Below are 24,024 nucleotides of genomic sequence, written 5' to 3' on the forward strand. Positions count from 1 at the left end.
GAACCGGATGTCTCGGCCTTTCGAGTAAGGCCGCAGACGCAAGCGGATCTCAAGGCCCTGCCGCCAGGCGGGGCCTTTTGTTTTGCCGCTCCCGTTGACGGGCTGAACCCGTTAAGCACGATACCATCTTTGCGCGTGATTTTGAGGGATTCTGCCGGTTTTTTGCGCGTTGCCTGACGGCATTGGCTTGCTAAGACTTACCGTTGGCTGTATTTCCCTGTCCCGGGTTGTACTATAAATTGTCGGAGGGAATATGCGTATACGTGCCACCGTAGCGGCGAGCCTCGTCGCCGTAACCACTATTCTATCGAGTTGTCAGACACCGCAGGAATCTGCGATGAATGCTGAAATGACGTGCCAGTCACAGGGTTTCCGCCCCGGTTCGCAGCGCTACAATCGCTGCGTCGGCGCCACTTACCAGGCAAATCGCGTCCAGGCGCAGCAAGCTGAAAATCAGGCAGCCGCTCTTGCCGCCGCCGGTATCATCGGTGGTGTTCTTGTCGGCGCCGCAGCCAGTGATCACCATCACCGCGGCTATTATGACCGCCCGTATTACCGTCGCTGCTATCGCTGCTGGTAGGCATCGCGATAGCCCGATCGCTCACATGTCGAAACAAAAACTCCGCCGGCTTCTCCCGCTGGTGGAGTTTTCATGTTTCCGGTCGCTCTTAGAACGGCTGAGTCATCTCCTCCCGGCTGACCAGCTTCAGGCTGCGGTCAGGCTGGATGATGTAGGTTTCAAAGACATCCTGACCCCATTGATTGGTGAAGTGATGCTGCAGCCGCGTGCCGGGCGGCGATTGCGTCAGCTTCATGTGCGGCTGGCCGTGATAGGTAATACTGCCGGGAATCGGCTCCAATGGCTGGGCTGTGGTGCATGCGGCAAGCAGCGGTGCGCATAGCATCAGGGCTATCAGGGGTTTCATTGCCTCAACTTTCCGATCGCTTCTTATTCTCTTAATTCCGTCTCGCAATAAAGACGAAAGGGCATCTGTGAGCTTGGGTCCAAATCACTATATAGAGGTAATATTGAAGCGTTCGGCGACAAGGCTGTCTCACGCATATGTGCTTGGCGCCGCTGCCGGATTTCGAAGGAGGCGCATATGTTTACGATTGCCAGGTCGATGACTGCCATGGGCTTTGGTTTGCTGCTGGCGGCTGGTGCCGCCATGCCGGCCGGTGCCATCACCATGCCGGCACTGTCGGTGCCTGAAAAGTCCGACGTCATTCAGGTTCACGGCCATGGCCATTGGCACAATCATAATCACTGGAGCGGTGGCCATCGGCGTCATGGTTCCGATAGCTATTATGATGACAATTCGGACAGCGGCGTGCTCTTCAAATCCTTCGTGACAGGCACGCTGTTCAGCGGGCAACGCGCCCGAGGCTATTACGACGGCCATGCCCGCGCCTGCGCAAGCCGCTACAGCTCCTACCGCGCCTCGGACAATAGCTATCAACCGAGCCGGGGGCCGAGACGCGAGTGCCGTTGAGCCGGAACTTTTTCTGAGCGGCCCGCCACTTTTCGCTTGCGTCGCGAAACTCTAAACTCTAAACGAAACAAGCCGTTTCGGCAGGTCGGGGCGTAGCGCAGCCCGGTAGCGCACTTGACTGGGGGTCAAGGGGTCGCAGGTTCAAATCCTGTCGCCCCGACCATTTATCTCCTTGAGCTCCCAATCGAATTTCCAGTGATTTAGCTGCACCACGAGGATGGCTGGCCCGTCCAGCGCCGCGCGAGTCCTTCTGAGACGAGTTGATCGCCGATCGAGCGGCCCGCGCGCATGGCGATGCGCAGTTTGCCGCCATTCTGGTCATCGCTGCGATTGCTGCCGGAAAGTACGAAGGTTCCGTCATTGAGGAGGGTCTGCAGCCGCAGTTTCGCGGCCGCGGCCTTCTGCCTCTCGCTTGGGCAGCGCGCGGCATCGGTGTATGGCACGTCAATGTCGGCCAGCTGGATCCTGACGCCATCCTGCCAGAACGTGTTGCCATCAACCACGCAGTTCGTGCCCGAGCCGGCGCCACAAAGCACAAACCGGCCGCCGGTCTGGGCCCGTAAGCCGGGCACTGGCCGTTCGATCGACATCCTGCTGATCGGCATCGCGACGGGAATGGCGGCTGGCGGCACGGGCAGGGCGGATGTCGCACGCGGTTCCGGAGCGACCGCGACGGTCTTTACCTTCGGCCTGGTTGCCGGCACCGGCGCTTCCTGTGCCACATGCGGCATGGCAGCGACCGCGCCTGCATGGGCGAGCATCGACGGCATCTCCTTGCGATGCTGATAGGCGTAGATGCCGGCCACGGCCGCCAGGCCGACGACACCCCACAGCCACATCGAATTGCCCGCCCTGGATTGCGGCTTGCGCCGAGCGCGTCGTTTCGCTTTCGCCATGGTACCATCCCTCAATTGCGAGGGGATTATCGCCGCGATTTCTTACCGATCCGTTGGCTTTCGCATCATTGACTATCGGGAGCAGGGATTCCTATTTCGCTGGTGCGGTGGCTGGCTTCAGTTTGACCGACATCGTCACCTGTCCGTTTACCGAGAGCCTCGGCCCGCGGCCGTCGAGACTGTTGACCGAGGTATTGCTCGACATCGTGCTGATCTCGCAGGCATCGGCAATGGTATCGAGCAAGGTCGCGCAGCTGCTCGCGGCGATCTTGTAGAAGAATTTCAAAGCCTTCTCCTGCTGCTCCTCGTTGTCGCCGTCCGGTACCGAATAGGAAAGCGATATTCCCGACTGCACGGAAATATATCCTTCCGGCGGCTGACGAGGATTGCGCAAGGGAAGGTTCTGAAAGTTCTGTGCAAGGGCCGGCAGGGCCGTGCTGGCGAGTAACAGGCCGACAATGGCCGGGATAAAAAATCTGGTCATATCATCTCTCCGTTTGCGCCGTTGTCGCAAATGCGGATGAAGGCTTGGTGATGGCGTAACTTAAAATTGTAGCGTTGGCGGGATTGCCGCCCGGTTTGCGAATCAGAAATGCATTAGTGGCGGCGATCGCGCAAAAGCTTTCTTGCCAAGCCCGCGGCCAAGGAGCATAGTCTAGTGGTATCGTCGGGTATTAGCGGGCACCGGCGAAGTTGTTGCGTGCTTCTGCCCGAAGGACGAGGCAGCGCAAATGTTGGAAACCCCCATACATCCACGGGATTTACCTTTGTTTTCGGACGATCTCGACCGTCTGGAGAAGGTGCTTGACGCTGTCTGTCAGGATCGTGGCATGAACCCGCGCAGTCCGGAAGCCGAGCGTCTGGGTGCATTGATCATCCAGCTTTACCGTCAGGGCGTGAAGGACGACGCCAAGCTTCTTGCGCTTGCAAGGGCTTATTTCTGACACAACCGCGTTTTTTTATGGCCCTGAATCTAATCGATTTAAGCTGATTTCACATAGCAGCAATGATGCTTTGTGCCTGTTCGAAGCTGCACCGCCATCCTATATTTGCTGCATTGCACAAAGAGAGTCTGTCTCTCGATGTCACTGAGCCCCCTGGGGACAGTGCGCGGCTGCCGCGACGGAGGAAAACCACTAGCGGCGGGCGCGGAGAATCTGAAAGGTCCATGATGAATTTCAAAGTTCCGAGCCGGCTTCGCCGCCTGCTTGTCGATTCCGTCGAGCTGCCGCAGCTCATGTTTCCGGCGACACGGCCGCAATCTCCGCCACCGCGTCGTCGCGTCTCCACGCGCCCGGTGCCGCAGCAACTGACGGAAGTCTTGTGGTTCGGTCGCAATCCAGGCGATCTTCGCATGCTCGAATATGTGCCGCCGGGCATCAAAGGGCCGATGCCGCTCGTCGTCGTCCTGCACGGGTGTCATCAGAATGCCGAGGATTTCGATCGCGCCAGCGGCTGGTCGGCTCTAGCTCGTCAGCACGGGTTTGCCGTGCTTTACGCCGAGCAGAAGACGTCGAACAATCCCAATCTGTGTTTCAACTGGTTTCGCCCGAGCATGGTGACGCGCGACCGTGGCGAGCTCGGTTCCATCCGCGAGATGATCGATTCCAGCCGACGGCTGCACGAGATCGACGATAACAGGATTTTCGTCATGGGTCTGTCTGCCGGTGGCGCCATGGCCGCGGCGCTGCTTGTGACCTATCCGGAGCTGTTTGCCGCGGGTGCCGTCATCGGCGGCTTGCCTTTTGGAGCCGCCCGCGATGCCATGTCGGCTATGGATGTCATGCATCGCGGCTCCACGCGTACGGCCGAAAAATGGGCCGATCTCGTTCGCGAGGTCTCTCCGAATGCCCGCAGCTATCCCGTTGTTTCCATCTGGCATGGCGATGCCGACGATGTCGTGTCCTTTGCCAACGCGGAAGCGTCGGTCGCTCAGTGGCTTGCCGTGCGCGATCGTCCGCAGACCAAGGGCCGCCTGCGCCTTTTCGAAGGCGGCGAGCGGCGCGAATGGCGCGACGATTATGGCAACATGATCCTGGAACTCGTCACGCTGAACGATTTCGGCCATGGCTTGCCGGTCGGTTCGGTCATCGAGGGCCGGGAACCGGCAAACGATACCGAGCGCTTCATCCTGGCCGCGGCCGTTTCCGCGCCGGAGCAACTGGTCAAGAGCTGGGGGCTAGCGGCCTAGAGCCACCGTAAGAAAATTGCGGCGGTTTGCCGTCTGGAATTGCTGAAAAACAATGCCGTAGAGCGGTTCGGCGAAACGCATAACCGCTCCGGCCGTCAATCATCATTGGTGGCGTTCAGGTTTTCCGGCCGGATGCTGCCATCCTCGGCCCAATGCTTGAAGCGGACGCCGGCGCCGCCGGCGTCATCGCCGCCGCTGGCAAGGAATAGCACGCCCCGGGTTTCAAGGACGGAGCGAACCGTGGCAAGCGCCTTGGCATCTGCGGAATTGGCATCCGTTTCCAGGGCTTCGATCGTCGACACCGGAAGCTTGCTCTCGCTGGCGAGCGTCTCCGCCGTCAGTCCGAGCATGGCGCGCGCGCCGCGTAATTGTGCTGATGTAATCATGGTTTAACTGTATCGCATAAGCCGGAAAATCGGAACTCATTTCGGATGGAAACCGCGTTCGAGTTTAGAATGCGGCAGCGCTCTTCGTCCGCTCTTTGGCGATCTCAGGCAACGGGACTTTTTCCTGCCGTTCCAGGCGAACGGGGGCGGGATAGCCGAGCAGGTCGCAATAGATCTCCTCGGTCGCATCGGCCATACCGTCGAGCGTATAGCCGTCCTTGCGGCGGCGTGCTTCGGCGGCAATGCGTGCCAGCAGATTGGGGTCGGCAAAGTGCGACATCGCGGCGGCAAGTTCCGCGGGATCGTCGCTGTTCGGTACGATGTAACCGTTCCTATCGGGCTCCAGCACCGTGCGCGCGCCGCCGACATCGGCCAGTACCAGCGGCTTTCCTGCCGACGCCGCTTCCAGCATTACATAGGACATTGCTTCATATCGGCTCGGCATAACAACGACATCGAACGCATCGATGGCGGTAACGCCCGGTATGCTGCCGTCAAGGCGGGCGCGGTGCGCCAGCCCGGCGGCCCTGATCATGTCGTTGACGGCTTCCGCAAGTTCCCCGATCCCGATCATCAACAAATGCGCCTGCGGCAAGCCATGGGCGATGCGGGAAAAAGCTTTGACAAGCCGCTCCGGCGCTTTCTGCGGGGTCAATCGGCCGACGAAACCGAAGAGGAGGGCGTCCTGAGGGATACCGTAGCGGGTGCGGATGGCAGCGCGTTGGCTGGTTGGCGGTGCACTGACGCCATTGACGACGATGCGCAGACGCGCTTCGGGAATGCCCAACGACAGCGCATGGTTATATTCGTCGCGGGAGACGCAGATCAGGCGGTCGGTCAGCCGGCTGCCGAGAAAGCGCTCGATGCCGCCATAGATCAATCGGCCCCTCGAGCCGAGCGTCGGGTCCATGGTGCGAAACGCGTGCGGCGTGTAAAGGACCGGCACATGTCGTCCCGGCAGCCGCAATCGTGTCAATGCCCCGGCCTTCGAGCTATGGCCGTGGATCAGATCGAACGGTCCATTAAGGGCTGCGATCTTGCGCAGATGCCACCATGCGGTGACATCCCAGGGACCCGGAGCGCGCCGCATGGCAAGCGGAATGACGTTGTCGAGGCCCATGCCTTCGAGCTCTGCGACGAAGGCGGCCTCGGCGCGCAGCGGCGAATAGACGGCGGTCACCGAATGACCGCGCCGCTGCATCGCCCGGCACAGATCGAGGAAATGCCGTCCGGAGCCGCCGCCGCTCGGCTCGAGAACCTGCAGCAGCGACAGACGCTTGGTGCCACTATGAATGTTCACGGTGCTGCTTCCCTTCGGCTCGAGCTACGCTGATACTTCCGCTCGAGGGCGCCGCAGCCCCAGACGATGCCGATCAACATGTAGAGATGGCGCCAGTGGTCGGTATCGATGACATTGCCGATGCCGACATGGCCGAGAATGACGATCCAGGCGATCATCACGTAGGGCTGCCAGGGCCGTTCCTTCAGGAGATTGCGAAAGCCGATATAGATGGTCCAGCAGATCATGCTGACCCAGCAGAAGAAGCCGAGCCAGCCGTAGGTGGTCAGCGTCTTCAGCCAGGTATTGTGCTCGTCCTCGCGAAAGAGTTTGCCGAAGACCAGTGGCCCTATGCCGAGCGGCCGCTCCATGGACATCATGAAGCCGATGCGATGACGTTCGAAACGGCCGAGGTGGCCGCCGTCATAGTCCTGCACGAGTTGGGTACGCGTGGAGAACAGGTCGCTGACCTGATGGAATTGCAGCGCGACGACGAGCAGGACGACCATGAGAATGATCGCGGTCAGCGACATGACAAGGATGCGCAGCCGGAATGCGTTGCTGCGGTGCTTCAGCAGCATACAGAAGATCAGCATCGCCGAGGCGAAGGCAAACAGGGCCCAGGCGGCGCGGGAGAAGGAGAGGAAGATGCCGAAGGCCAGAATGAACAGGCAGATGCCCTTGATCGGCGCCTTCTTCAGATCGCCGATCAAGATACCGTGCATGAGGTATATGCTCGGTGTCACCAGATAGGGACCGAAGACGTTCGGATCCTGGAACGCACCCATCGCGCGGTCGTAGCGGGTGAAGATATCGAAGCCGGGAACGGCGTGGAAATAGCCGAGAATACCGAGGCTCGCCGTGATCAGCGCTGCCACGACCCAGGTATTGAAGATCAGCTTCAGCCGCTTTTCACCGTCCTCGATGATGGCAGCATAGAAGACGGAGCTGAGTGCCAGGAAGGTGGAGACGGCGATATAGACAGGACCGTCGAGATGGTCGCTGGCGTCGAGATTGCGCATCTGCGTGATCGACAGCATGCCGCCGACATTGAAGGCCAGAAACAGGGCCAGAAGCGGCGCGACGCTGCGGGATATCTTCAGCCCGAGAATGAACCAGGTGCCGATGAGAAAGGCGAGCCACAGCTCATAGGGGGCGGGTTCCGCGATCACGAAGCCCGACAGGAACACTCCGAAGGCGACGCCAGCCGTTCCGATCAGCCGTATTGTGGCGAGCTGCGGCTGCGCGACGCGAGACGATGGGAGGTCGATCGCGGTCAATAGGCGTTTTCCGTATTGAGCAGACGGAACGGTGTCAGGAAGAGGATCTTCAGATCGAACGCCAGCGACCAGTTCTCGATGTAATAGAGGTCGTATGCGGTACGGAACTTGATCTTGTCGTCGCTGTCGATTTCGCCCCGCCAACCGTTGATCTGTGCCCAGCCGGTCACGCCGGGCTTGACGCGATGGCGAGCGAAATAACCTTCGACGACATCGGAATAGGTGCGATTGTGGCTGGCGGCGAGCACGGCATGCGGTCGCGGGCCGACGAGCGAGAGATTGCCAAGCAACACGTTGAAGAGCTGCGGCAGCTCATCGATCGAGGTCTTGCGGATGAAGCGTCCGACAGGCGTGACGCGAGGATCGTTCTTGGTGACGGCGTTGCGGGCGGTCGGGTCGCTCATGTGCGTATACATGGAGCGGAACTTCAAGACCTTGATGATCTCGTTGTTGAAGCCGTGGCGCTTCTGCATGAAGAATACGGGCCCTTTCGACGTCGTCTTCACGGCAATCGCCGCGCCGAGCATGATCGGCCAAAGAAGCGTAAGCGCCAGCACGCTGAAGAGGACATCGAAGATGCGCTTGGCGACGCCATCCCAATCGCGGATCGGCTTGTTGAAGATATCGAGCATCGGCACGGCGCCCACATGCGAATAAGCGCGCGGGCGGAAGCGCAGCTTGTTGGCATGCGCAGCAAGCCGAATGTCGACGGGCAGCACCCAGAGCATCTTGAGCAATTGCAGAATGCGTTCTTCGGCGCTGATCGGCAGCGCGATGATCAGCATGTCTATGCGCGTGAGCCGAGCGAACTCGACCAACTCGGAAACCGTGCCCAGCTTCGGATAACCGGCGACCATGACGGGCGAGCGCTTTTCGCCGCGATCATCGAAGATGCCGCAGATGCGTATATCATTGTCAATCTGATGCTCGAGCGCGCGGATCAGCTCCTTGGCCGGCTCGCCGCCGCCGACGATGACGGCGCGTCTTTCCATGACGCCGTTGCGGGCCCAATGACGGATGCCGTATGCGAAGACCAGGCGAGCAACCAAAAGAAACACCGCGCCTGTCGCGAACCAGATGCCGAGAAGGCGGAACGAATAGATATTGTTGACGTCGAACGGGAGGAGGGCAAGGGTCATGACGATGAAGGCCGCTGCCCATGGCCCGAGAATTCGTTGCAGGAAACGCTGCGGCGCACGCAAAATCGGGATCTGGTATGCGTCGGCGACCTGCAGAAAGACGATCGCGAGGCCACTGAGCGCGACGGTCACCACGGCTTTCGAGAGGAAGGGATGACCATCCGTCGTCATTCCAAAGAAGAGGATCGCCAGGCCGACGGCAAGCAGCGACAGGAATTCGAAGAGCCGATATTGCCCTATGATGATGGCCGGCGTCTGATTGCCTTCGCGAAATTGTTCGGCGATCTGCAGCGCATAGGCATTGATTTCGCCGGCCGGACGCTCGCTGCGGGCTTCTTCGGCGCCACGTGTGCGGATTTCGGAAACCTGCTTGCGAATATTGTCCAAGTTAAACTGCTCGGACTTGTCGATGTTGTTCATGGCAATTCATCCGGTCGTTACCGGAATTGGCCTAGCAGATATCAGCTAAAAAACGCTTACACCACTTGCTTGTATTCTAATGTTCTCCGTCTAATCCAAGTATATTATGATACAGGTGCAAAGTATCTCTTGCCATGACGGAGGCTGAAAAGGCCGAGCGGATCGCCGGGATATTCGGCATGTTGCGGCTGCCCCAGCCCGGTTCCGTGATCGCTTCGGCCATGACGCGCGCCAGATCGTCGGCGTCGTCGGGTTCGGCGAGCGCCGCACTATTTTCTCCGAGCGCCTCGGGAATGCCGCCGACGCGCGAAGCGATCACCGTCTTTCCTGCCGCAAGCGCTTCCAGAACGATGTAGGGCATGGCCTCGGCGCGCGAGGGAACGACGACGTTTTGAGACATCGAAAAGGCTTCGTGTACACGCATGGCCGGCAGCATGCCGATACGGTGACCGAGACCCTGCTCGATCATCATGGCGCGGTATCTGTCCCTGTCCGGACCATCGCCGATCATCAGCGCGGATAGTGGCCGGCCGATCCGCCGCTCTGTCTTTGCGAAAGCGTCCATAAACAGATCGGGACCCTTCAGGTCCCGCATCATGCCGATATAGACGAAATGCACGGAGTCCGATCGTGTGGGTATATTGCGAAAATCCCTCTCGCTGATGCCGTTGTAGATCATGACCGAGCGCGTGCGCGGCTTGCCGACTTTCCTTTCGTAGGTGCGGCGCTCGAAATCGCAGATGAAGATCAGACCGTCGGTCAGAAATTCCAGTATCCGCTCCAGGCTGTGCACCAGCATTCCCTGTGGCGAGCTGCGCGAGAAATGCAGGCTGCCGCCATGCGCAGTATAAAGGCGGGCTACGCGATACCTGTTCACCCGCAGGATCGAGCCGAGAACGCGCGCAAGCAGGCCGCCCTTGGCGCCATGCCCGTGCAGCACATCCGGCCGCAAACTCTTGATTTTCTTGTAACCGCGCCAAAGCGTCGTCGCGTCGGAGAGGCTGATTTGACGTCGGATCGGCAGACGGGTCACGCCGAGTGCCAGAAAGGGGGCGATGTCGTCGAACAGCCGGTCCTCATGCTCCCCGCCGGTGAGGCTGTCGCAAAGGATGCCGACTTCATGTCCCGCTTTGCTCTGTTCCTCCGCCAGATCGCGGACGTGGCGGAAGATCCCGCCGACTGGAGACCTGAAGCAATGGAGGATACGGAGCGGTTTTGCCATGATCGGGCGCTGTCAGAACAATCGTTCTCTGACATAGATCGTATCGCCCGCCAGCACCGGATCGGAGATGCCGACGCGCCCGGTCATCACGTGGCCGTTGATCTTGCGCGTGACGTCTGCATTGGCCTGGTTGGCGCGGCTGGAGAAGCCGCCGGCGACCGCTATGGCGTTCTGCACGGTCATACCAGGCACATAGGAATATTGGCCCGGCTGGCCGACCTCGCCCATGATATAGACAGAGCGGTAGCGATCGACATCGATTGTCACGTCGGGATCGCGGATATATCCCTGGCGAAGCTTCTGCGCGATCTGGCCGGAGAGCTGCTGCAACGTCCGGCCGCGGGCAGGGACCTGGCCGATGAGCGGGAAGGCAATATAGCCGGCCTGGTCGACCGTAAAGGTGTTCGTCAGGCCTGGCTGATCGAAGACGGTCACACGCAGGCGGTCGCCGCTATCCAGCGTATATGGCTGAATCGTGGCTTCGCTGAAGGCCTTCGGCGCAGGCTGATAGGTGTTGCAGCCGGTGAGCGCGGCGCTCACGGCAGCCATGCCGAGTGCCAGAACAATCTTTGGCTTTGCGAAGGGCATTTCGCGCTCACAGGAGAGGAAAATCACTGTCGCCGTTATCGATCCGTTAGGGTTAACGGTCGGTAAATAGCCAAGAAAATTCTCTCGCAAATATTAGGCATATCGAAAGCGATGCATGCGAAATACTATTAACGCTTGGGTTACCATAGTCGTTTACGATTAATTTCGGCTTTATATTATGGAGTTCTTGTATATGTCCGGTGTCAACAACACCCAGCAGGATGTGGACATCGATCTCGCGCAGCTCTTTCGCGCCGTATGGCGGCGGCGATTGCGGGTCATTGTCATTACGCTGGCAGGCGCCTGTCTGGCATTTGTCCTCGCCAAGGTGGTTTCGCCGGAGTATCGCAGCGAGACCCGTATTCTGATCGAGCAGCGTGCACCGGCCTTTGCAACGACGACGACCGGCAACGACGCTGGATCGGCACCTCTGCTCGACGAGCTTAACATCGCCAGCCAGGTCCAGATCCTGCAGTCGGCGGATCTGATCAAGCAGGTCATTACCAATCTCAAGCTCCCCGAGCACCCGGAATTCGCCGCAGCCAACAAGAGCTCCGCACTTTCCGATATTTTCGTCATGCTGCATCTGAAGCGCGGTGCTCTCGACAAGGCGCCGGAAGAGCGGATGCTGGATGCCTTCACCAGCCGGCTGCAGGTCTACCAGATCAACAGTTCGCGCGTGATCGGCATAAGCTTCACCTCCCGCGATCCGGATCTTGCTGCCAGCGTGCCGAACGCGATGGCGCAGGTCTATCTCTCGATGCAGAGCGGCGCCAAGCTCGATTCCAATAGCGAGGCGACGCGCTGGCTGGAACCGGAGATCAACAGTCTGCGCGAGAAGGTCAGCGAGGCCGAAAAGAAGGTCGCCGACTACCGCTCGGCCAACGGGCTTCTTCAAACGAGCCAGAACGGCAATTTCGCAACGCAGCAGCTTGGCGATATCTCAGGCCAGCTGGCGCAGGTGCGCGGCGATAAGGCCAATGCCGAAGCGCGGGCCCAGGCGGTGCGCAACGCGCTCGCCAGCGGCCGCTCCACCGACACGCTTGCCGATGTCGCCGGTTCGCAGGCAATCCAGCGGCTGAAAGCGACGGAGTCCAACCTGGAATCGCAGATCTCGGATCTGTCCACGACGCTGATGGATGGCCATCCCAGGCTGAGGAGCCTGCGGGCGCAGCTCGTCGACATCCGCCAGCAGATCAATCGCGAGACCCAGAGGATTCTGGCCAGCATCGAAAACGAAGCCAAGGTGGCGCAGCTGCGCGAGCAGCAACTGCTGGCGCAATCGAACACGCTGAAGGCCGATAGCGCCAGGGCAGGGGAAGACGAGGTCGGCCTCAATGCACTGGAGCGCGAGGCCGCGGCGGAGCGGCAATTGCTGGAAACCTATCTCGCCCGCTATCGCGAGGCTGCTTCCCGCGTGGACAAGAATTCGAGCCCGGCCGATGCCCGCGTGGTTTCGAAGGCGGTCGAGCCGGTCGATCCATATTTCCCGAAGGTCGGCCCGATCGTCGTGGTATCAGCATTGGCGACCTTCATCCTGACCGCCATCGTCATCATGCTGGCGGAACTGTTCAGCGGTCGCGCATTGCGGCCCGTCGGTCGCGACGAGAAGGCTTCGCCGGAAATGCCCGCTCGTCCTCAGCCTGATATCCAGACGGCGCCGGCGCTGGCCATGGTGAAGCGCGCCGATGTGCCGGCAAGCATGCTTTCGGTCCCGGCAGACGAAACCCTGGCGCAGGAGATGGCGGCGTCAGTCGATCCGGAGCTCAAGCCGAAGCCGGCGGTTCAGGAAGTGGAAGACGAGGAGGATTTCTCCATCCAGTCCGTCGCCGACTATCTGATCGCCAACGGCTCCAGGCTGGCGATTGCCATATCCCCGAACGGTGACAGCGGATCCACAGCGACGGTGATGCTGGCACGGACGATTGCGGATGCCGGAAGCCGTATCGTGCTGGTCGACATGACAGGAACGGGTTGCCCGTCCCGGCTCATGGCCGAGCACGACGAACTTTCAGGCGTGACCGACCTGCTGTGCGGCGAGGCCGCCTTTGCGGATACGATCCACCCCGATCGGCTCTCCGACGCCCATCTCGTGCCGCAGGGCATGAGCGACCTTGGTCGTGCGATGCGCGGCGCCGACCGGCTGTCGCTGATCCTTGATGCGCTGGGGTCCGCCTACGACATCGTTCTTGTCGAATGCGGCGCAGCCGATGTTTCCGGCGTCGCGCGACTGACGCGCAGCAAGGATACGGAGATCATTCTCTCCATGCCGGTGCCCGACGAAGGCCAATTCATTGCAGCGATGGCGGAATTCCAGAAGGCTGGCTATGAGCACATCATCCTGATGTCCGGATGGCGCGAGGAGCTCGATCCGGATACGCGGCGCGACGCGGCGTGATCAATCCCTGTCGTTCTCGTCGGCCACAGCCGGACCCGCGCCCCGCCGGGCCCGCAGCCGCTGGATGAAGCCATAGAGCTGCCGGTTGGACTTGATGGCGGCCTTGGCGCGCGTGATGCTTCGTTCTGCCAGAGCCGCTACATGGCCGATGCCGGATATCGGCAGGAACAGATCATGCTGCGTGGTCTCCATCGGACACCAGGAGCGCTTGTAGTTCTGGTCGCCGATGCCGAAATCGAAGAGGGCGACGCCCTCGCGATGCAGACGCTCGATCATCAACCAGAACAGCAACTCGCCGGGGCTCGCCTCGGCAACCAGCGCCTCGTCGATCGAGGCAAACTGGCAGATGACGTGATCGCCCTTGCGAGACAGGGCCGCGACCGCCGCAATGTGCCCCTCATGTTCGCCCTTGAGCCGGAGGGCATGCATCTGCAGCGTGGCATCGACGCCATCATTCCCATGACGCAGCAGCCGGCGCAAAGCGGCTTGCGTCGGCGCATGGGCAAAGACGTCGGGCAAGCCGGCTTCCCGGAAGCGGGTCGCCTTCTGCTCGAAGAACAGGTCGAGCAGCGCATCCTGCTGATCGGGCGCGGCGTTCACATAGTCATAGCCGCCCTTGGCATCGAGGAGACGGCTCTGGTGCTTGAACTTCTTGCGGCGGCGCTTGGCGTTCACCTGTTTCAGGCTCGCCTCGAAACTGCCGAGGAAAGGCAGTTGGAAGGCGTGGTTCTGGTTTTCCACGGCGGGTAGCGAGGCAAGCGGGCTTCTGCGGCCGCGCCAGTCGAGCGGCACGTTGCGCAGGATGACGATATCCGCCTTGCCGCGCAGGGCTTCTGCGACTGCCGTCGTCTGCGCGGACGTCAGGCCCTCGGCGGCGCCCTGCAGAAATTCGGCGGAGAACAGGCCGGTGTTGATGTTGCTATGGCGCGTGCCGATGAATTCGGCGCGGCGCACGCCGCGTTCGTGGATGATCTCCAGCGGCAGGATGAAGGCGGTATGATCTCCAAGCGAGCCGCGAACGATAGCCAGCGGATGCCGAAAGGTCTCCACCCAGGCCGAGCACCAATCATAGCTCTGGTGCAGCGAAGCCAGGTCGTCTCGTTCCAGCGCGCGCCATTCGGCCTCGAGCGCGGCCATGCTTTCGAAGACGTCGATGCGGAAGCCGCCGCCCATAGCCGGCTGCGCTGTAACGGGCATGCTCCGCTCGCCCGTTGCCAAGGCAACGGCCGTGACGGCGATATCCCGTTCTTGCGTCTGCATCCGATCCTCTCCGCTCTGGCGGCGTTCGAACTCAGTCTTGCGGGTCGCGGCTTATTTTTGGCTTAAGATGGGACGATCCGCGCGCATATCCCGTGGATCAGGGTTAGCCTTGCGTAAATTGCCCAATGCAGCGGCTATTGCGGACGCGGCCCGGCCATCCATTTGATGATCCCCATGGCCGGCAGCACCCAGATGATGCCGCTGAACAGGAAGTAGAGGAAATGGACCCAGCCGGGTTGATCTCCGAGCGTGCGCACTGCAACGATCATGGCAACGATCGCATAGATTGCAACCAACAGCACAAGCAGGATCATGCCTATGAATTTGCGCAGGCGAAGGGGCACGGGGTGGTCTCTCCTCTTACGACGACATGCCGCGACGGCATGCCGCAAACTCCCGGGACTTGTTTTGCACGCCCCTATCGGGCAAATCAACAGCCTGATCGAAGGGAGACGTCATGGCTGCCACTAATTTCACGTCGGAACAGGCTATACTGAAGGAAGTGGTCCGCCAGGACCGCAATCGCCGCGCCATCCGCCTCTGGCTTGCCTGTGTGCTGCTGGTTCTCTTCGGCCTGGTGCTGGTGGGCGGTGCGACGCGCCTGACCAATTCCGGCCTGTCGATCACCCAGTGGCAGCCGATCCACGGCGTCATCCCGCCTCTCAATGCCCAGGAATGGCAGGAGGAATTCGACCTCTACAAGCGCATTCCGCAATTCCAGCTCCTGAACAAGGACATGACAGTCGGCGAGTTCAAGGGTATTTTCTGGTGGGAATGGGCACACCGCCTGCTCGCGCGCGCCATCGGCATCATCTTCGGCCTACCCCTGCTGTTCTTCGTCCTGACCGGCCGTGTCGAACGCAAGCTTTGGCTGCCGCTTGCCGGTATCTTTCTGCTCGGAGGCCTGCAGGGCGCGATCGGCTGGTGGATGGTGTCATCGGGCCTGGAGGCGCGCACGGACGTCAGCCAGTATCGCCTCGCCATCCATCTCGTCACCGCCTGTCTGATCTTTGCCGCCTGCATGTGGTTCATGCGCGCGCTGTCGCCGCATTCGAACGAACCGGCGCCGACCCGCTATTCGGCGAAGCTGGCGGGCCTCATTGCCATTATGGCGCTATTTCAGATCTATCTCGGCGCTCTCGTCGCCGGGTTGGATGCCGGCCTGAGTTACAACACCTGGCCGCTCATGGATGGCGCTATAATCCCGGATGGATTGCTCGTACAGTCGCCGGGCTGGATCAATTTCTTCGAAAATCCGAAGACGGTGCAGTTCGTCCATCGCCTCGGCGCCTATGCGCTGTTCATCATCGTCGCCATCAACATGATCATTTCGCTGGGCGCAGCGCCGCAGACGACACATGCACGCCGCTCGGTCGTCCTGTTCCTGCTTGTGCTGATTCAGGCGATACTCGGCATCACCACGCTGCTGCTGCAGGTGCCCCTACACCTGGCATTGGCGCATCAGGCGGGTGCTTTGATCGTCTTTGGTTTCGCGATCGCCAATTGGCGGGGCTTTTATGGCGAATTGCCGCGCCAGACGTCGATCGTCGTGGGAGATTGAGGCGCCTCGCGCCTCAATTCAATCCTTCTTAGCGTGCTGAGGCGACACTTGCCGCCGACGACATCCGCGACACGACTTTCAAGTGCTTGATTTCACCGCGCTTGAAGGCGGCGAGGAAGCGATTGTAATCCTTAAAGACCACGCAGCCATTCGATTCTGCTCGGCCTCCTCTGAGCATGTACGTATGAGCCAGCAAGCCGTCGCGGCCATAGACGCGGGAGCCGCCTGTGGGTGTTAGGCGCAGCGCCTGTACGCCATGGAACGGGCTTTCCCTGTACGTCAGCTTATAAGTCTCAGGCGGCGTCGGGCCGGTATTTTTGCGGTCGACATAACGCGGATTGTCACGCATGTAGCCGAGGCCGGAATGAGCTTCCAGACGCTCGCCGCTCGGCAGATAGACGGTCTTCGCCTCGATGTCGTAGATGGCCGTACCTTCGCCCGGGCTGATGGCGGCAAAGGGATTGAGGAATGGCTTCGTCTTGCGCACGGAGCTGTCGTCCGGATTCGCATAGGCCATGAGACGCGCCGGTGGCTGCGCGGGGGTATCCTTGATGGTTGCCCTGGCGATGGCGGCTGACGCTGGGATATTGGTGCGCTGTACCTCCGGCTCGCGGTCGGGACGGGCCATCGGCACCACGCTCAGCACAGCTTCCGCCATTGCGATATCGGCGTCCTTGGCCGGCAGCGGTGTCGCTTCGGCAATTGCAGGCAGGTTTGCAACGGGGGCTGCCGACGCAACGGCGACCGGCTCCGGAACGGAGTTTGCCGGACCCACCGCCGGTATGGAGGCGGCGGCGTATTTTACTTGGGCCAGTGATTGGACCGCGGCGGCAAAGTTGACCGCGATCACCTTGCGCAGATGGTCGATTGCCTCCGGCGAGGCTGCCACTTCGACACGGCCGCTCTTGATGCTCGCTGCCTCGCTTTGAGCCAGCTTGATCTCGGATGTCTGTTGCGCCAGAGCGTTCGCCAGCTGCAAGCGCACGGCGTCCCGATTGGCGGTCTTCGCCTGAACTGCGTCATCCTTCGTCAGCGCATGGGTTGCCCCGCCCACCGGTGCGTTCGCCGGCGCGCTGCCGAAGCGGCTCCGCTCGTTCAGCGATGCGACCTGGCTGGAGAGGCGGGCAGGGTGCGCCATGTGGCCTTGCGGCACGATGAAGGCGGATGCCCGCGGCGTCAGAAAATCATTGGCTGTGCTGGTCGCGCCGGGGAGGGACAGCACCATCGATTGCGTGGTGATCAGCGTGGCGGCGACCCAGGCGAAGGCCACCACGGCGACGCCGGTGGCCAATGTGCCGGGACGGATGCTGAAGGATTTTTTCCGTCGCGAGGCGTAGCCGAAACGCGAATTGAAGCTACCGAAGCCATCGGTCACAAACGCCATGATACTCGTTATCCAAACTACACAGACACCATGCCGGCTCACAGATGCACACGCGTCTCGACGCGGAACCCGCATCACGACCACCACACTGCCGACTGTCTGGAAGCATGCCGAATTATGGTAACCAATTCCTTTACGCTGGTTCATTCTTGAATATTGATTGAAAATAGCGGTGTCTTCGATGGCCCAATCATCCGGGCCAGCGAAGCGGTTAAGGAATGAATCCGGCCGACAATTGGTCGCGCCGCATCACAGCCGATCACTTTTTTGTGTAGAGGCTGCTAATTTAGCGACAAGGCGGAATTGTGGCCGCAGGCGCTTGGAGACTGTCGAATTGACGGGGATCTCTGCATGACACGAAGGAGCCCGGCCTGATCTATCCTCGACGGGATGATCGGGCCGGGTGCATTGGAGTGTCCGCTTGTAGGCCGGCGTTCGGCGCCTCAGGCGCTCAGCATCAGATCCATATTCTGTACCGCAGCACCCGACGCACCCTTGCCGAGATTGTCGAGCAGCGCCACCAGATTGACCTGGCCGGCGCCCGGCGTACCGAACACGAAGAGCTTCATTGTGTCCTTGCCCGCCAGTTCGACAGCGTTGACGCGCGGCAGGGCACGGCTCTCGTCGAGCGGGACGACCTGAACGATGTCCTGGCCGGCATAATGGGCTGAGAGTGCGGCGTGAATGCTTTCCAGTGTAGCACCCTCAGCCAGATCGCCGAGATACAGCGGCACCTGCACGATCATGCCCTGCGGGAAGCGGCCGACGGATGGCGAGAAGATCGGTGCACGGTCGAGCAGGCCATGGGTCGTCATCTCAGGCACGTGCTTGTGGGTCAGCGACAGGCCGTAAAGGAAGTGCGGAGCGTTGATCGCATCCGGATGATCGGGGTTTTCCATCTGGGCGATCATCTGCTTGCCGCCACCGGTATAGCCTGAAACGGCATTGACCGTCACAGGATAGCCCGCCGGAATGATGCCGGCGGCGCGCAGCGGCCGGATGAGACCGATCGCGCCTGTGGGATAGCAGCCCGGATTGGCGACGAAACGCGCAGCCCTGATCTTGTTGCCCTGATTGCTGTCCATCTCGGCAAAGCCATAGGCCCAATCCGGATGGATACGGAAGGCGGTGGACGTGTCGATGACGCGGACATTGTTGTTGGCCGCGACCATTTTCACCGCTTCCTTCGACGCATCGTCGGGCAGGCAGAGAATGGCGATATCGGCGCTGTTCAGCATGTCCTCGCGCATGGCGGGATTGCGCCGTTCGGCTTCAGGAATGGACAGGAGTTCGACATCACGGCGGTCGGCCATGCGCGTGCGGATCTGCAAGCCCGTGGTTCCGTGTTCGCCATCGATGAAGATCTTCGGTGCCATCTTATTCCTGCTCTTTCAATAGGTTCAGAGTATTTCCGGACTCAGTTTGCCATGGAGTTGATTCAAAATGATAACGGCTGCAATTGTCTGGTCATGATCTTATCCGAAAACCGTTTCACACTTTTCGGGATCATGCCCTAACGTCCAGCCGCACGCCTTTCAGCGTGGAGACCGAGCATATACATCGCTACTGTTGCCCCTGCAATGGCGGTGATATCGGCATGGTCGTAGGCAGGCGACACCTCGACGACATCCGCGCCTCTGATGTCGAGCTGATCCAGGCGTTGAAGCGTCGAGAGGATCTTCGCGCTGGAGGGGCCACCGGCTACCGGCGTTCCCGTACCCGGCGCATAGGCGGGGTCGAGGCAATCGATATCGAAGGTCAGATAGGCGGGTGCGCCCATGGTGTGGGAGATGATCGTCGAGGCGATATCGGCGGCGTTCATGTCTTCCACCTGATGGCCGTAGAGAATCTGGATGCCGAAATCATCAGGCGCATGCGTGCGTATGCCGATCTGGATGGAGCGATCAGGATCGATGAGGCCATCGCGGACAGCGCGGGCGACGAAGGAACCATGGTCGAGCCGTCGGCCGTCATCAAACCATGTGTCCTGATGCGCATCGAACTGCACAAGGGCCAGGGGACCATGCTTGGCCGCATGCGCTTTCAGCAGTGGCCACGTGATGAAATGGTCGCCGCCCAGCGTCAGCATGAAAGCGCCGCTGTCGAGGATCGCCGCGGCCTGCCGCTCGATTGCGGCGGGCGTTTCCTGATGATTGCCGTAATCGAGCAGGCAGTCGCCGTAGTCGATGACGGACATCTCGGCAAAGAGATCGCGATTGAAGGGATATTGCGGGTCATTGTCGAAGATGGCCGAGGCGCGGCGGATCGCCTGCGGCCCGAAGCGCGTTCCCGGCCGGTTGGAGGTCGCGGCATCGAAGGGTATGCCCCAGACCACGGCATCGACCTCTTCGAGCGATTTTGTAAAGCGGCGGCGCATGAAGGATAGCGCGCCGGCAAAGGTCGGGTCGCTGGCGGCCGAGGTCAGGTTTGTCGCGGTAAAGGCATGGTCAATCGACGTGCTCGGCAAGGGCGTCTCCTTTGCTCGCATGGAAATCATAGGCCCGTTCTACCCGCGCTATGCGAACCTTATATTGCTCGTACCAACGCTCGCGCCCGAGCTTCTGCGCTGCCAGATGCGACACGGCATTCTTCCAGGCAAGAATGCTTTCCTCGTCCCGCCAGAAGGAGATGGTGATGCCGAAGCCGTCGGCGCCCCGCGCGCTCTCGAGCCCGAGACAGCCGTCCTGCGCCAGTGCGAGCGTCTCCATGCGTTCGCCCATGGCTCCATAGCCGTTGTCTCCCGGCGTGCGGATGGAGGAAAAGGAAACGATGTAATAGGGCGGCTGCGGCGTATCCGCGAAATGCGATGGTCTGTCTATGCTCATGGCGTGCCTCTTGGGGCGAACGGGATTCGCGAGCTTCGGTGTGAATCGCGAGGGAGCGGGCCTCGAACGCCTATTTGCCCGATCTGGCCGTGCATTGATATTCCTTTTTCACGCAGGCGATTTGCGGCGTGGAGCAATCGGCGCGACCATCGGTCACAACGCAGTAGGAACAGCTATCGGTGAACTCGCGGCAATCGGAGTTTGCCTGAAGAAAGTCCTTCATGCTCTGCATTTCCGCCGCTTTGTCTGGCGGCGATGCCTGTCCGGCATCGTCGCAAAGGGCTGGCGATATGCCGGCAAACACGAACAAGATGGGCAAAGCGAATCTGAGCATGTGTGCACTCCTCATGAAGAAGGCCCGAGTATGCCATCGGAGGCATGACTTGCCTCGACAGATATGCACTTTTGCCGTGCACGTGTAAAAACAAAAAAAAGGCCGGGTTCGCACCCAGCCTTTCCAAATTCCGATCTCAGGTAAGCGATTAACGCTTGGAGAACTGGAACGAACGACGTGCCTTCGCACGGCCGTACTTCTTGCGTTCGACGACGCGGCTGTCGCGGGTCAGGAAGCCGCCCTTCTTCAGGACCGGGCGCAGGCCGGGTTCGAAGTAGGTGAGCGCCTTGGACAGGCCGTGACGAACGGCGCCGGCCTGGCCGGAGAGACCACCGCCGGCAACGGTTGCGATGATGTCGAACTGGCCGTCACGAGCAGCGGCGAAGATCGGCTGGCGCAGGATCATCTGCAGAACCGGACGGGCGAAATAGGCCGTGTAGTCCTTGCCGTTGACGATGATCTTGCCCGAGCCGGCCTTGAGCCATACACGAGCGACAGCGTCCTTGCGCTTGCCGGTCGCGTAGGAGCGACCGAGCGAGTCAACCTTGCGGACGTGAACGGGAGCAGCTGCTTCCGATACCGTGCCGAGATCCTTCAGGGAAGAGAGATCAGCCATTATCAGGCGCTCCTTACGTTCTTCTTGTTGAGCTTGGCCACGTCGAGAACGACTGGCTGCTGGGCTTCATGGGGATGGTTCGAGCCGGCGTAGACGCGCAGGTTCTTCATCTGGCGACGGCCGAGCGGGCCGCGGGGAACCATGCGCTCGACAGCCTTTTCGACGACGCGCTCCGGGAAGCGGCCTTCGATGATCTGACGAGCCGTACGCTCCTTGATGCCGCCGGCATAACCGGTGTGCCAGTAGTAAACCTTGTCTTCGTACTTCTTGCCGGTGAAAACGATCTTGTCGGCATTGATGACGATGACGTTGTCGCCGTCGTCGACGTGCGGCGTGAAGGTAGCCTTATGCTTGCCACGCAGACGCATTGCGATGATAGAAGCGAGACGACCAACGACGAGCCCTTCGGCGTCGATGAGAATCCACTTCTTCTCCACCTCTGCAGGCTTCTGGGAGAAGGTTGCCATGTCGAATACTCTCTTTTAGGACCCCGGACCCGAAGGCGTCAGGGCGTTTCTTGTTGCTTGATTTGGCGTGTAAACGCACGCCAAAAAGAAAGCAGCCCGGAAAGGCTGCGATCTGTGGCGGCTTATAAAGCGAACTGATGCCAACGTCAACATATCGAAATTTGGCGGCTGCAAAAATAAATAAGTGAAATCAACTAGTTACATATGCGGTATAATTATACCTCATACAGAGAGCGTCAGCCCAGCCGCAAAACCAGGACGCCGGCGGCGATAATCGCGCCAGCGACGTAACGCCAGATGCTCGAGCGCTCCTTCAAAACGACGACTGAGATGACCAGCGCGAAGAGGATCGACGTCTCGCGCAGGGCGGCAACCATGGCGACCGGAGCCTTGGTCATCGCCCATAAGGCAAGCCCGTACGAGATGATCGAACCGCCGCCGCCGATAAGCCCGCGCCACCAATTGTAGCGGATGTGGGCGGCGACGGCATTGACGCCGCGCTGCGAGATTGCCCATGCAAACAGAAGGACCGGCGGCAGGAGCGACATCCACAGCGTATAGGATATGGAATTGCCGGATATCCGCGCGCCGATGCCGTCGACATAGGTATAGGTCGCGATGACAGCGGCGTTGGCAAGCGCCAGCACGATCGCGCGGCTGCTGCCTTTTCGTGCCTCGAAGGCAAGCGTCAATATCCCGGCGCAGATGGTCATCGTGCCGATCAGGGCGCCACCCGAAAGCGTCTCCTTGAGAATGAAGCTGCTTGTGGAAACGATGATCAACGGGGCGACACCCCGCATCAGCGGATAGACGAGGCCGATGTCGCCGGCGCGGTAGGCCGCCGCAACAAGCTGGAAATAAGCGAACTGGAGGATCGCCGAAGCGCCGATGAACGGCCAGGCCGCGGAGGCCGGTAGCGGCAGGAACGGCAGCAAGGGCAGGGCCGCAACCGCGCCACCAGCCGAAACCAGTGCGGCATCCAGCGACTTATCGGTTCCCGCCTTGATAATCGCATTCCATGTCGCGTGCAGTAAGGCACCGAATAGGACAAGAGCGATGACGTCGAAAGACACAGGAACCTCTGAAATGAACGCTGGCCGACAAAAGCTTGATGTTTTGTGGGAAGGTGACTGCCATTTGACCCGTAATACGACAAAAAGCAACGGGATGTTCTAGTCGCAAACATGCCGCCGCACGTTCAGATGGCGGGTTGTCGAGGTCAGTAAATGGGTTCGCCGTATGTTCCGACGCATGCCTATAAAATTAGATATTACCAATTTATTGGAGTGTGAGGCGCGAACAAGTATCACATGCCATATGAACGCAAGGGTAGAATTAGGCCAGCCTTACTCGAAGAGACATCACATTGCATCGTTGAAAAAAATGACTACACAATCTGTTAGTGCAGCCATGACCCGATGGAGCGGCCGTTAACGCTGACCGATCCTGCTGCAACGCAAAATATTGTGGATAAAATTGCAGATATCGAAGAATATTACAGAGATTGGCGTTGGCAACGGTATAAATCTTTGAAAAAGCGGGTTATGGTTTCAGGTATAAAACTCCTGATGCAATGTTTCCTGCGGTATAGGTCGGCGAAGAACCAAAAAATATTCTGTGGAAAATTAATGAATTTGCATATATTGCGTGTTCGCAATCGGTTCTCATTTTCGGTCTTCTTTTATAAGACTTTACTAATTGAATATGAATGAATAGTGAACAGAAGTTGTATTTCATGAGAACGTGCTGGAGTTGACCGGGGTAAAGCGGGTGAAAGCGCTTTGGAACACACTCCCAATTGAGGCGCATCAATGCGCTATCGCAGACTGCCATGGCGGCAGCGCGCTATACTTAAGGCAATCAAGGGTCGTGCCCGTCTGTGTGATCGAAAACGGTTGTATTCAATCACCAGCCCTGGCTGATGATGATCAGCGCCGGAAAATCAATTCATCGTCATCGAGATCAGTGGTCGGCCGACACGTATAGACAGGGCAGGAGGCGCGATCCTTCGTCGGCAGATAATCCTGATAGGCATAGTAGCCGAGGTCGCACGCATCGCTGTTGACGACGTAGCGATCGTAAAGCGTCATGTTGGGTGTTCTTTTGGCCGGATAGCGCATGATCACCGCGCGCTCGCGACTGATGGTCGCCCTGGCTTCGGCGCAGGTCATGGACATGGAGTTATATCGCGAAATCGCCATCGCCGGCGAGGCTGCCGATGTGATCAGCAGGCCCAGGAGTACGATCTTTTTCATCGGGTTAATCCTCCCTGAAGTTGTTATAAT

Annotated in this window: 26 protein-coding genes and 1 tRNA gene; 7 read left to right on the plus strand and 20 right to left on the minus strand. The window is 60.0% G+C overall.

Features of this window, described 5'->3' with window-relative positions; translation table 11 throughout:
- The first annotated feature begins 337 nt into the window (after positions 1-337).
- Positions 338-580, plus strand: coding sequence for a hypothetical protein (locus FHT28_RS04925; RefSeq protein ID WP_246704799.1), 243 nt, complete (start codon positions 338-340; stop codon positions 578-580).
- An 88-nt stretch (positions 581-668) separates the two neighbouring features.
- On the opposite strand, the gene FHT28_RS04930 is transcribed toward FHT28_RS04925, so the two are convergent.
- On the minus strand, positions 669-926 hold the full coding sequence (locus FHT28_RS04930) for a hypothetical protein (RefSeq protein WP_037194127.1): 258 nt from the start codon (positions 924-926) through the stop codon (positions 669-671).
- 177 nt (positions 927-1,103) lie between these two features.
- Between FHT28_RS04930 and FHT28_RS04935 the strand changes: the two genes are divergently transcribed.
- Complete coding sequence (locus FHT28_RS04935; protein WP_113118926.1) at positions 1,104-1,493, plus strand: BA14K family protein; 390 nt, start codon at positions 1,104-1,106, stop codon at positions 1,491-1,493.
- An 86-nt stretch (positions 1,494-1,579) separates the two neighbouring features.
- Positions 1,580-1,656: transfer RNA gene (locus FHT28_RS04940), tRNA-Pro, on the plus strand.
- A gap of 37 nt (positions 1,657-1,693) precedes the next feature.
- On the opposite strand, the gene FHT28_RS04945 is transcribed toward FHT28_RS04940, so the two are convergent.
- Positions 1,694-2,389 (minus strand): thermonuclease family protein, encoded by a 696-nt coding sequence (locus FHT28_RS04945; RefSeq protein WP_168595725.1) that lies wholly within the window; start codon positions 2,387-2,389, stop codon positions 1,694-1,696.
- 91 nt (positions 2,390-2,480) lie between these two features.
- Positions 2,481-2,873 (minus strand): hypothetical protein, encoded by a 393-nt coding sequence (locus FHT28_RS04950; protein WP_168595726.1) that lies wholly within the window; start codon positions 2,871-2,873, stop codon positions 2,481-2,483.
- A gap of 247 nt (positions 2,874-3,120) precedes the next feature.
- Here FHT28_RS04950 and FHT28_RS04955 point away from each other — a divergent pair, with 247 nt between their 5' ends.
- Both FHT28_RS04955 and FHT28_RS04960 read left to right on the plus strand, forming a co-directional pair.
- Positions 3,121-3,333, plus strand: coding sequence for a hypothetical protein (locus FHT28_RS04955; protein ID WP_034507606.1), 213 nt, complete (start codon positions 3,121-3,123; stop codon positions 3,331-3,333).
- A 224-nt stretch (positions 3,334-3,557) separates the two neighbouring features.
- Positions 3,558-4,580 (plus strand): PHB depolymerase family esterase, encoded by a 1,023-nt coding sequence (locus FHT28_RS04960; protein WP_246704800.1) that lies wholly within the window; start codon positions 3,558-3,560, stop codon positions 4,578-4,580.
- A gap of 95 nt (positions 4,581-4,675) precedes the next feature.
- Here the strand turns inward: FHT28_RS04960 and FHT28_RS04965 are convergent, their stop codons facing one another.
- The 6 genes from FHT28_RS04965 to FHT28_RS04990 form a co-directional block, all read right to left on the minus strand.
- Positions 4,676-4,966 carry a helix-turn-helix domain-containing protein gene (locus FHT28_RS04965; protein WP_037194136.1) on the minus strand — a complete coding sequence of 97 codons (291 nt, stop codon included), beginning with the start codon at positions 4,964-4,966 and terminating at the stop codon, positions 4,676-4,678.
- Between the two features lie 64 nt (positions 4,967-5,030).
- Positions 5,031-6,266: a glycosyltransferase family 4 protein gene (locus FHT28_RS04970; RefSeq protein WP_113108485.1), complete on the minus strand. Its 1,236-nt coding sequence runs from the start codon at positions 6,264-6,266 to the stop codon at positions 5,031-5,033.
- Positions 6,263-7,525: an O-antigen ligase family protein gene (locus tag FHT28_RS04975; protein WP_047639204.1), complete on the minus strand. Its 1,263-nt coding sequence runs from the start codon at positions 7,523-7,525 to the stop codon at positions 6,263-6,265. The genes FHT28_RS04970 and FHT28_RS04975 overlap by 4 nt, the downstream gene beginning before the upstream one ends.
- Entirely contained in the window at positions 7,522-9,084 is a 1,563-nt protein-coding gene (locus FHT28_RS04980) for an undecaprenyl-phosphate glucose phosphotransferase (RefSeq protein WP_047552996.1), read from the minus strand. The genes FHT28_RS04975 and FHT28_RS04980 overlap by 4 nt, the downstream gene beginning before the upstream one ends.
- 76 nt (positions 9,085-9,160) lie before the next feature.
- Positions 9,161-10,306, minus strand: a complete 1,146-nt coding sequence (locus FHT28_RS04985) for a glycosyltransferase family 4 protein (protein WP_168595727.1) — start codon at positions 10,304-10,306, stop codon at positions 9,161-9,163.
- Between the two features lie 12 nt (positions 10,307-10,318).
- A complete protein-coding gene (locus FHT28_RS04990; RefSeq protein ID WP_037194147.1) occupies positions 10,319-10,894 on the minus strand; it encodes a polysaccharide biosynthesis/export family protein in 576 nt (191 codons plus the stop codon).
- A 193-nt stretch (positions 10,895-11,087) separates the two neighbouring features.
- On the opposite strand from FHT28_RS04990, the gene FHT28_RS04995 reads away from it, so the two are divergent.
- Positions 11,088-13,292, plus strand: coding sequence for an exopolysaccharide transport family protein (locus FHT28_RS04995; RefSeq protein ID WP_168595728.1), 2,205 nt, complete (start codon positions 11,088-11,090; stop codon positions 13,290-13,292).
- Here FHT28_RS04995 and FHT28_RS05000 read toward each other — a convergent pair whose 3' ends face one another.
- Positions 13,293-14,552 (minus strand): GNAT family N-acetyltransferase, encoded by a 1,260-nt coding sequence (locus FHT28_RS05000; protein WP_168595729.1) that lies wholly within the window; start codon positions 14,550-14,552, stop codon positions 13,293-13,295. It abuts the gene before it with no gap.
- A 134-nt stretch (positions 14,553-14,686) separates the two neighbouring features.
- Positions 14,687-14,896 (minus strand): DUF2842 domain-containing protein, encoded by a 210-nt coding sequence (locus tag FHT28_RS05005; protein ID WP_037194153.1) that lies wholly within the window; start codon positions 14,894-14,896, stop codon positions 14,687-14,689.
- 113 nt (positions 14,897-15,009) lie between these two features.
- Here FHT28_RS05005 and FHT28_RS05010 point away from each other — a divergent pair, with 113 nt between their 5' ends.
- A complete protein-coding gene (locus FHT28_RS05010) occupies positions 15,010-16,113 on the plus strand; it encodes a COX15/CtaA family protein (protein WP_168595730.1) in 1,104 nt (367 codons plus the stop codon).
- A 28-nt stretch (positions 16,114-16,141) separates the two neighbouring features.
- Here the strand turns inward: FHT28_RS05010 and FHT28_RS05015 are convergent, their stop codons facing one another.
- From FHT28_RS05015 to FHT28_RS05055, 9 genes are all read right to left on the minus strand, one after another.
- Complete coding sequence (locus FHT28_RS05015) at positions 16,142-17,497, minus strand: DUF2778 domain-containing protein (RefSeq protein WP_168595731.1); 1,356 nt, start codon at positions 17,495-17,497, stop codon at positions 16,142-16,144.
- Between the two features lie 443 nt (positions 17,498-17,940).
- Positions 17,941-18,873 carry an N-acetyl-gamma-glutamyl-phosphate reductase gene (gene argC, locus FHT28_RS05020; RefSeq protein WP_168595732.1) on the minus strand — a complete coding sequence of 311 codons (933 nt, stop codon included), beginning with the start codon at positions 18,871-18,873 and terminating at the stop codon, positions 17,941-17,943.
- Positions 18,874-19,010: 137 nt separating this feature from the next.
- Entirely contained in the window at positions 19,011-19,964 is a 954-nt protein-coding gene (gene speB, locus FHT28_RS05025; RefSeq protein ID WP_168595733.1) for an agmatinase, read from the minus strand.
- Positions 19,945-20,322, minus strand: coding sequence for an antibiotic biosynthesis monooxygenase (locus FHT28_RS05030; RefSeq protein WP_168595734.1), 378 nt, complete (start codon positions 20,320-20,322; stop codon positions 19,945-19,947). The genes speB and FHT28_RS05030 overlap by 20 nt, the downstream gene beginning before the upstream one ends.
- A gap of 70 nt (positions 20,323-20,392) precedes the next feature.
- Positions 20,393-20,656 (minus strand): hypothetical protein, encoded by a 264-nt coding sequence (locus tag FHT28_RS05035; RefSeq protein WP_168595610.1) that lies wholly within the window; start codon positions 20,654-20,656, stop codon positions 20,393-20,395.
- 148 nt (positions 20,657-20,804) lie between these two features.
- A complete protein-coding gene (rpsI, locus tag FHT28_RS05040; RefSeq protein WP_037194169.1) occupies positions 20,805-21,272 on the minus strand; it encodes a 30S ribosomal protein S9 in 468 nt (155 codons plus the stop codon).
- A gap of 2 nt (positions 21,273-21,274) precedes the next feature.
- Entirely contained in the window at positions 21,275-21,739 is a 465-nt protein-coding gene (gene rplM, locus FHT28_RS05045) for a 50S ribosomal protein L13 (protein ID WP_034507580.1), read from the minus strand.
- Between the two features lie 236 nt (positions 21,740-21,975).
- Complete coding sequence (locus FHT28_RS05050; RefSeq protein ID WP_168595735.1) at positions 21,976-22,812, minus strand: DMT family transporter; 837 nt, start codon at positions 22,810-22,812, stop codon at positions 21,976-21,978.
- An 855-nt stretch (positions 22,813-23,667) separates the two neighbouring features.
- Positions 23,668-23,994, minus strand: coding sequence for a hypothetical protein (locus FHT28_RS05055; RefSeq protein WP_037194174.1), 327 nt, complete (start codon positions 23,992-23,994; stop codon positions 23,668-23,670).
- Between the last annotated feature and the right edge of the window lie 30 nt (positions 23,995-24,024).

The organism is Rhizobium sp. SG570 (genome assembly GCF_012275345.1).
Taxonomy (GTDB): Bacteria; Pseudomonadota; Alphaproteobacteria; order Rhizobiales; family Rhizobiaceae; genus Rhizobium; species Rhizobium lusitanum.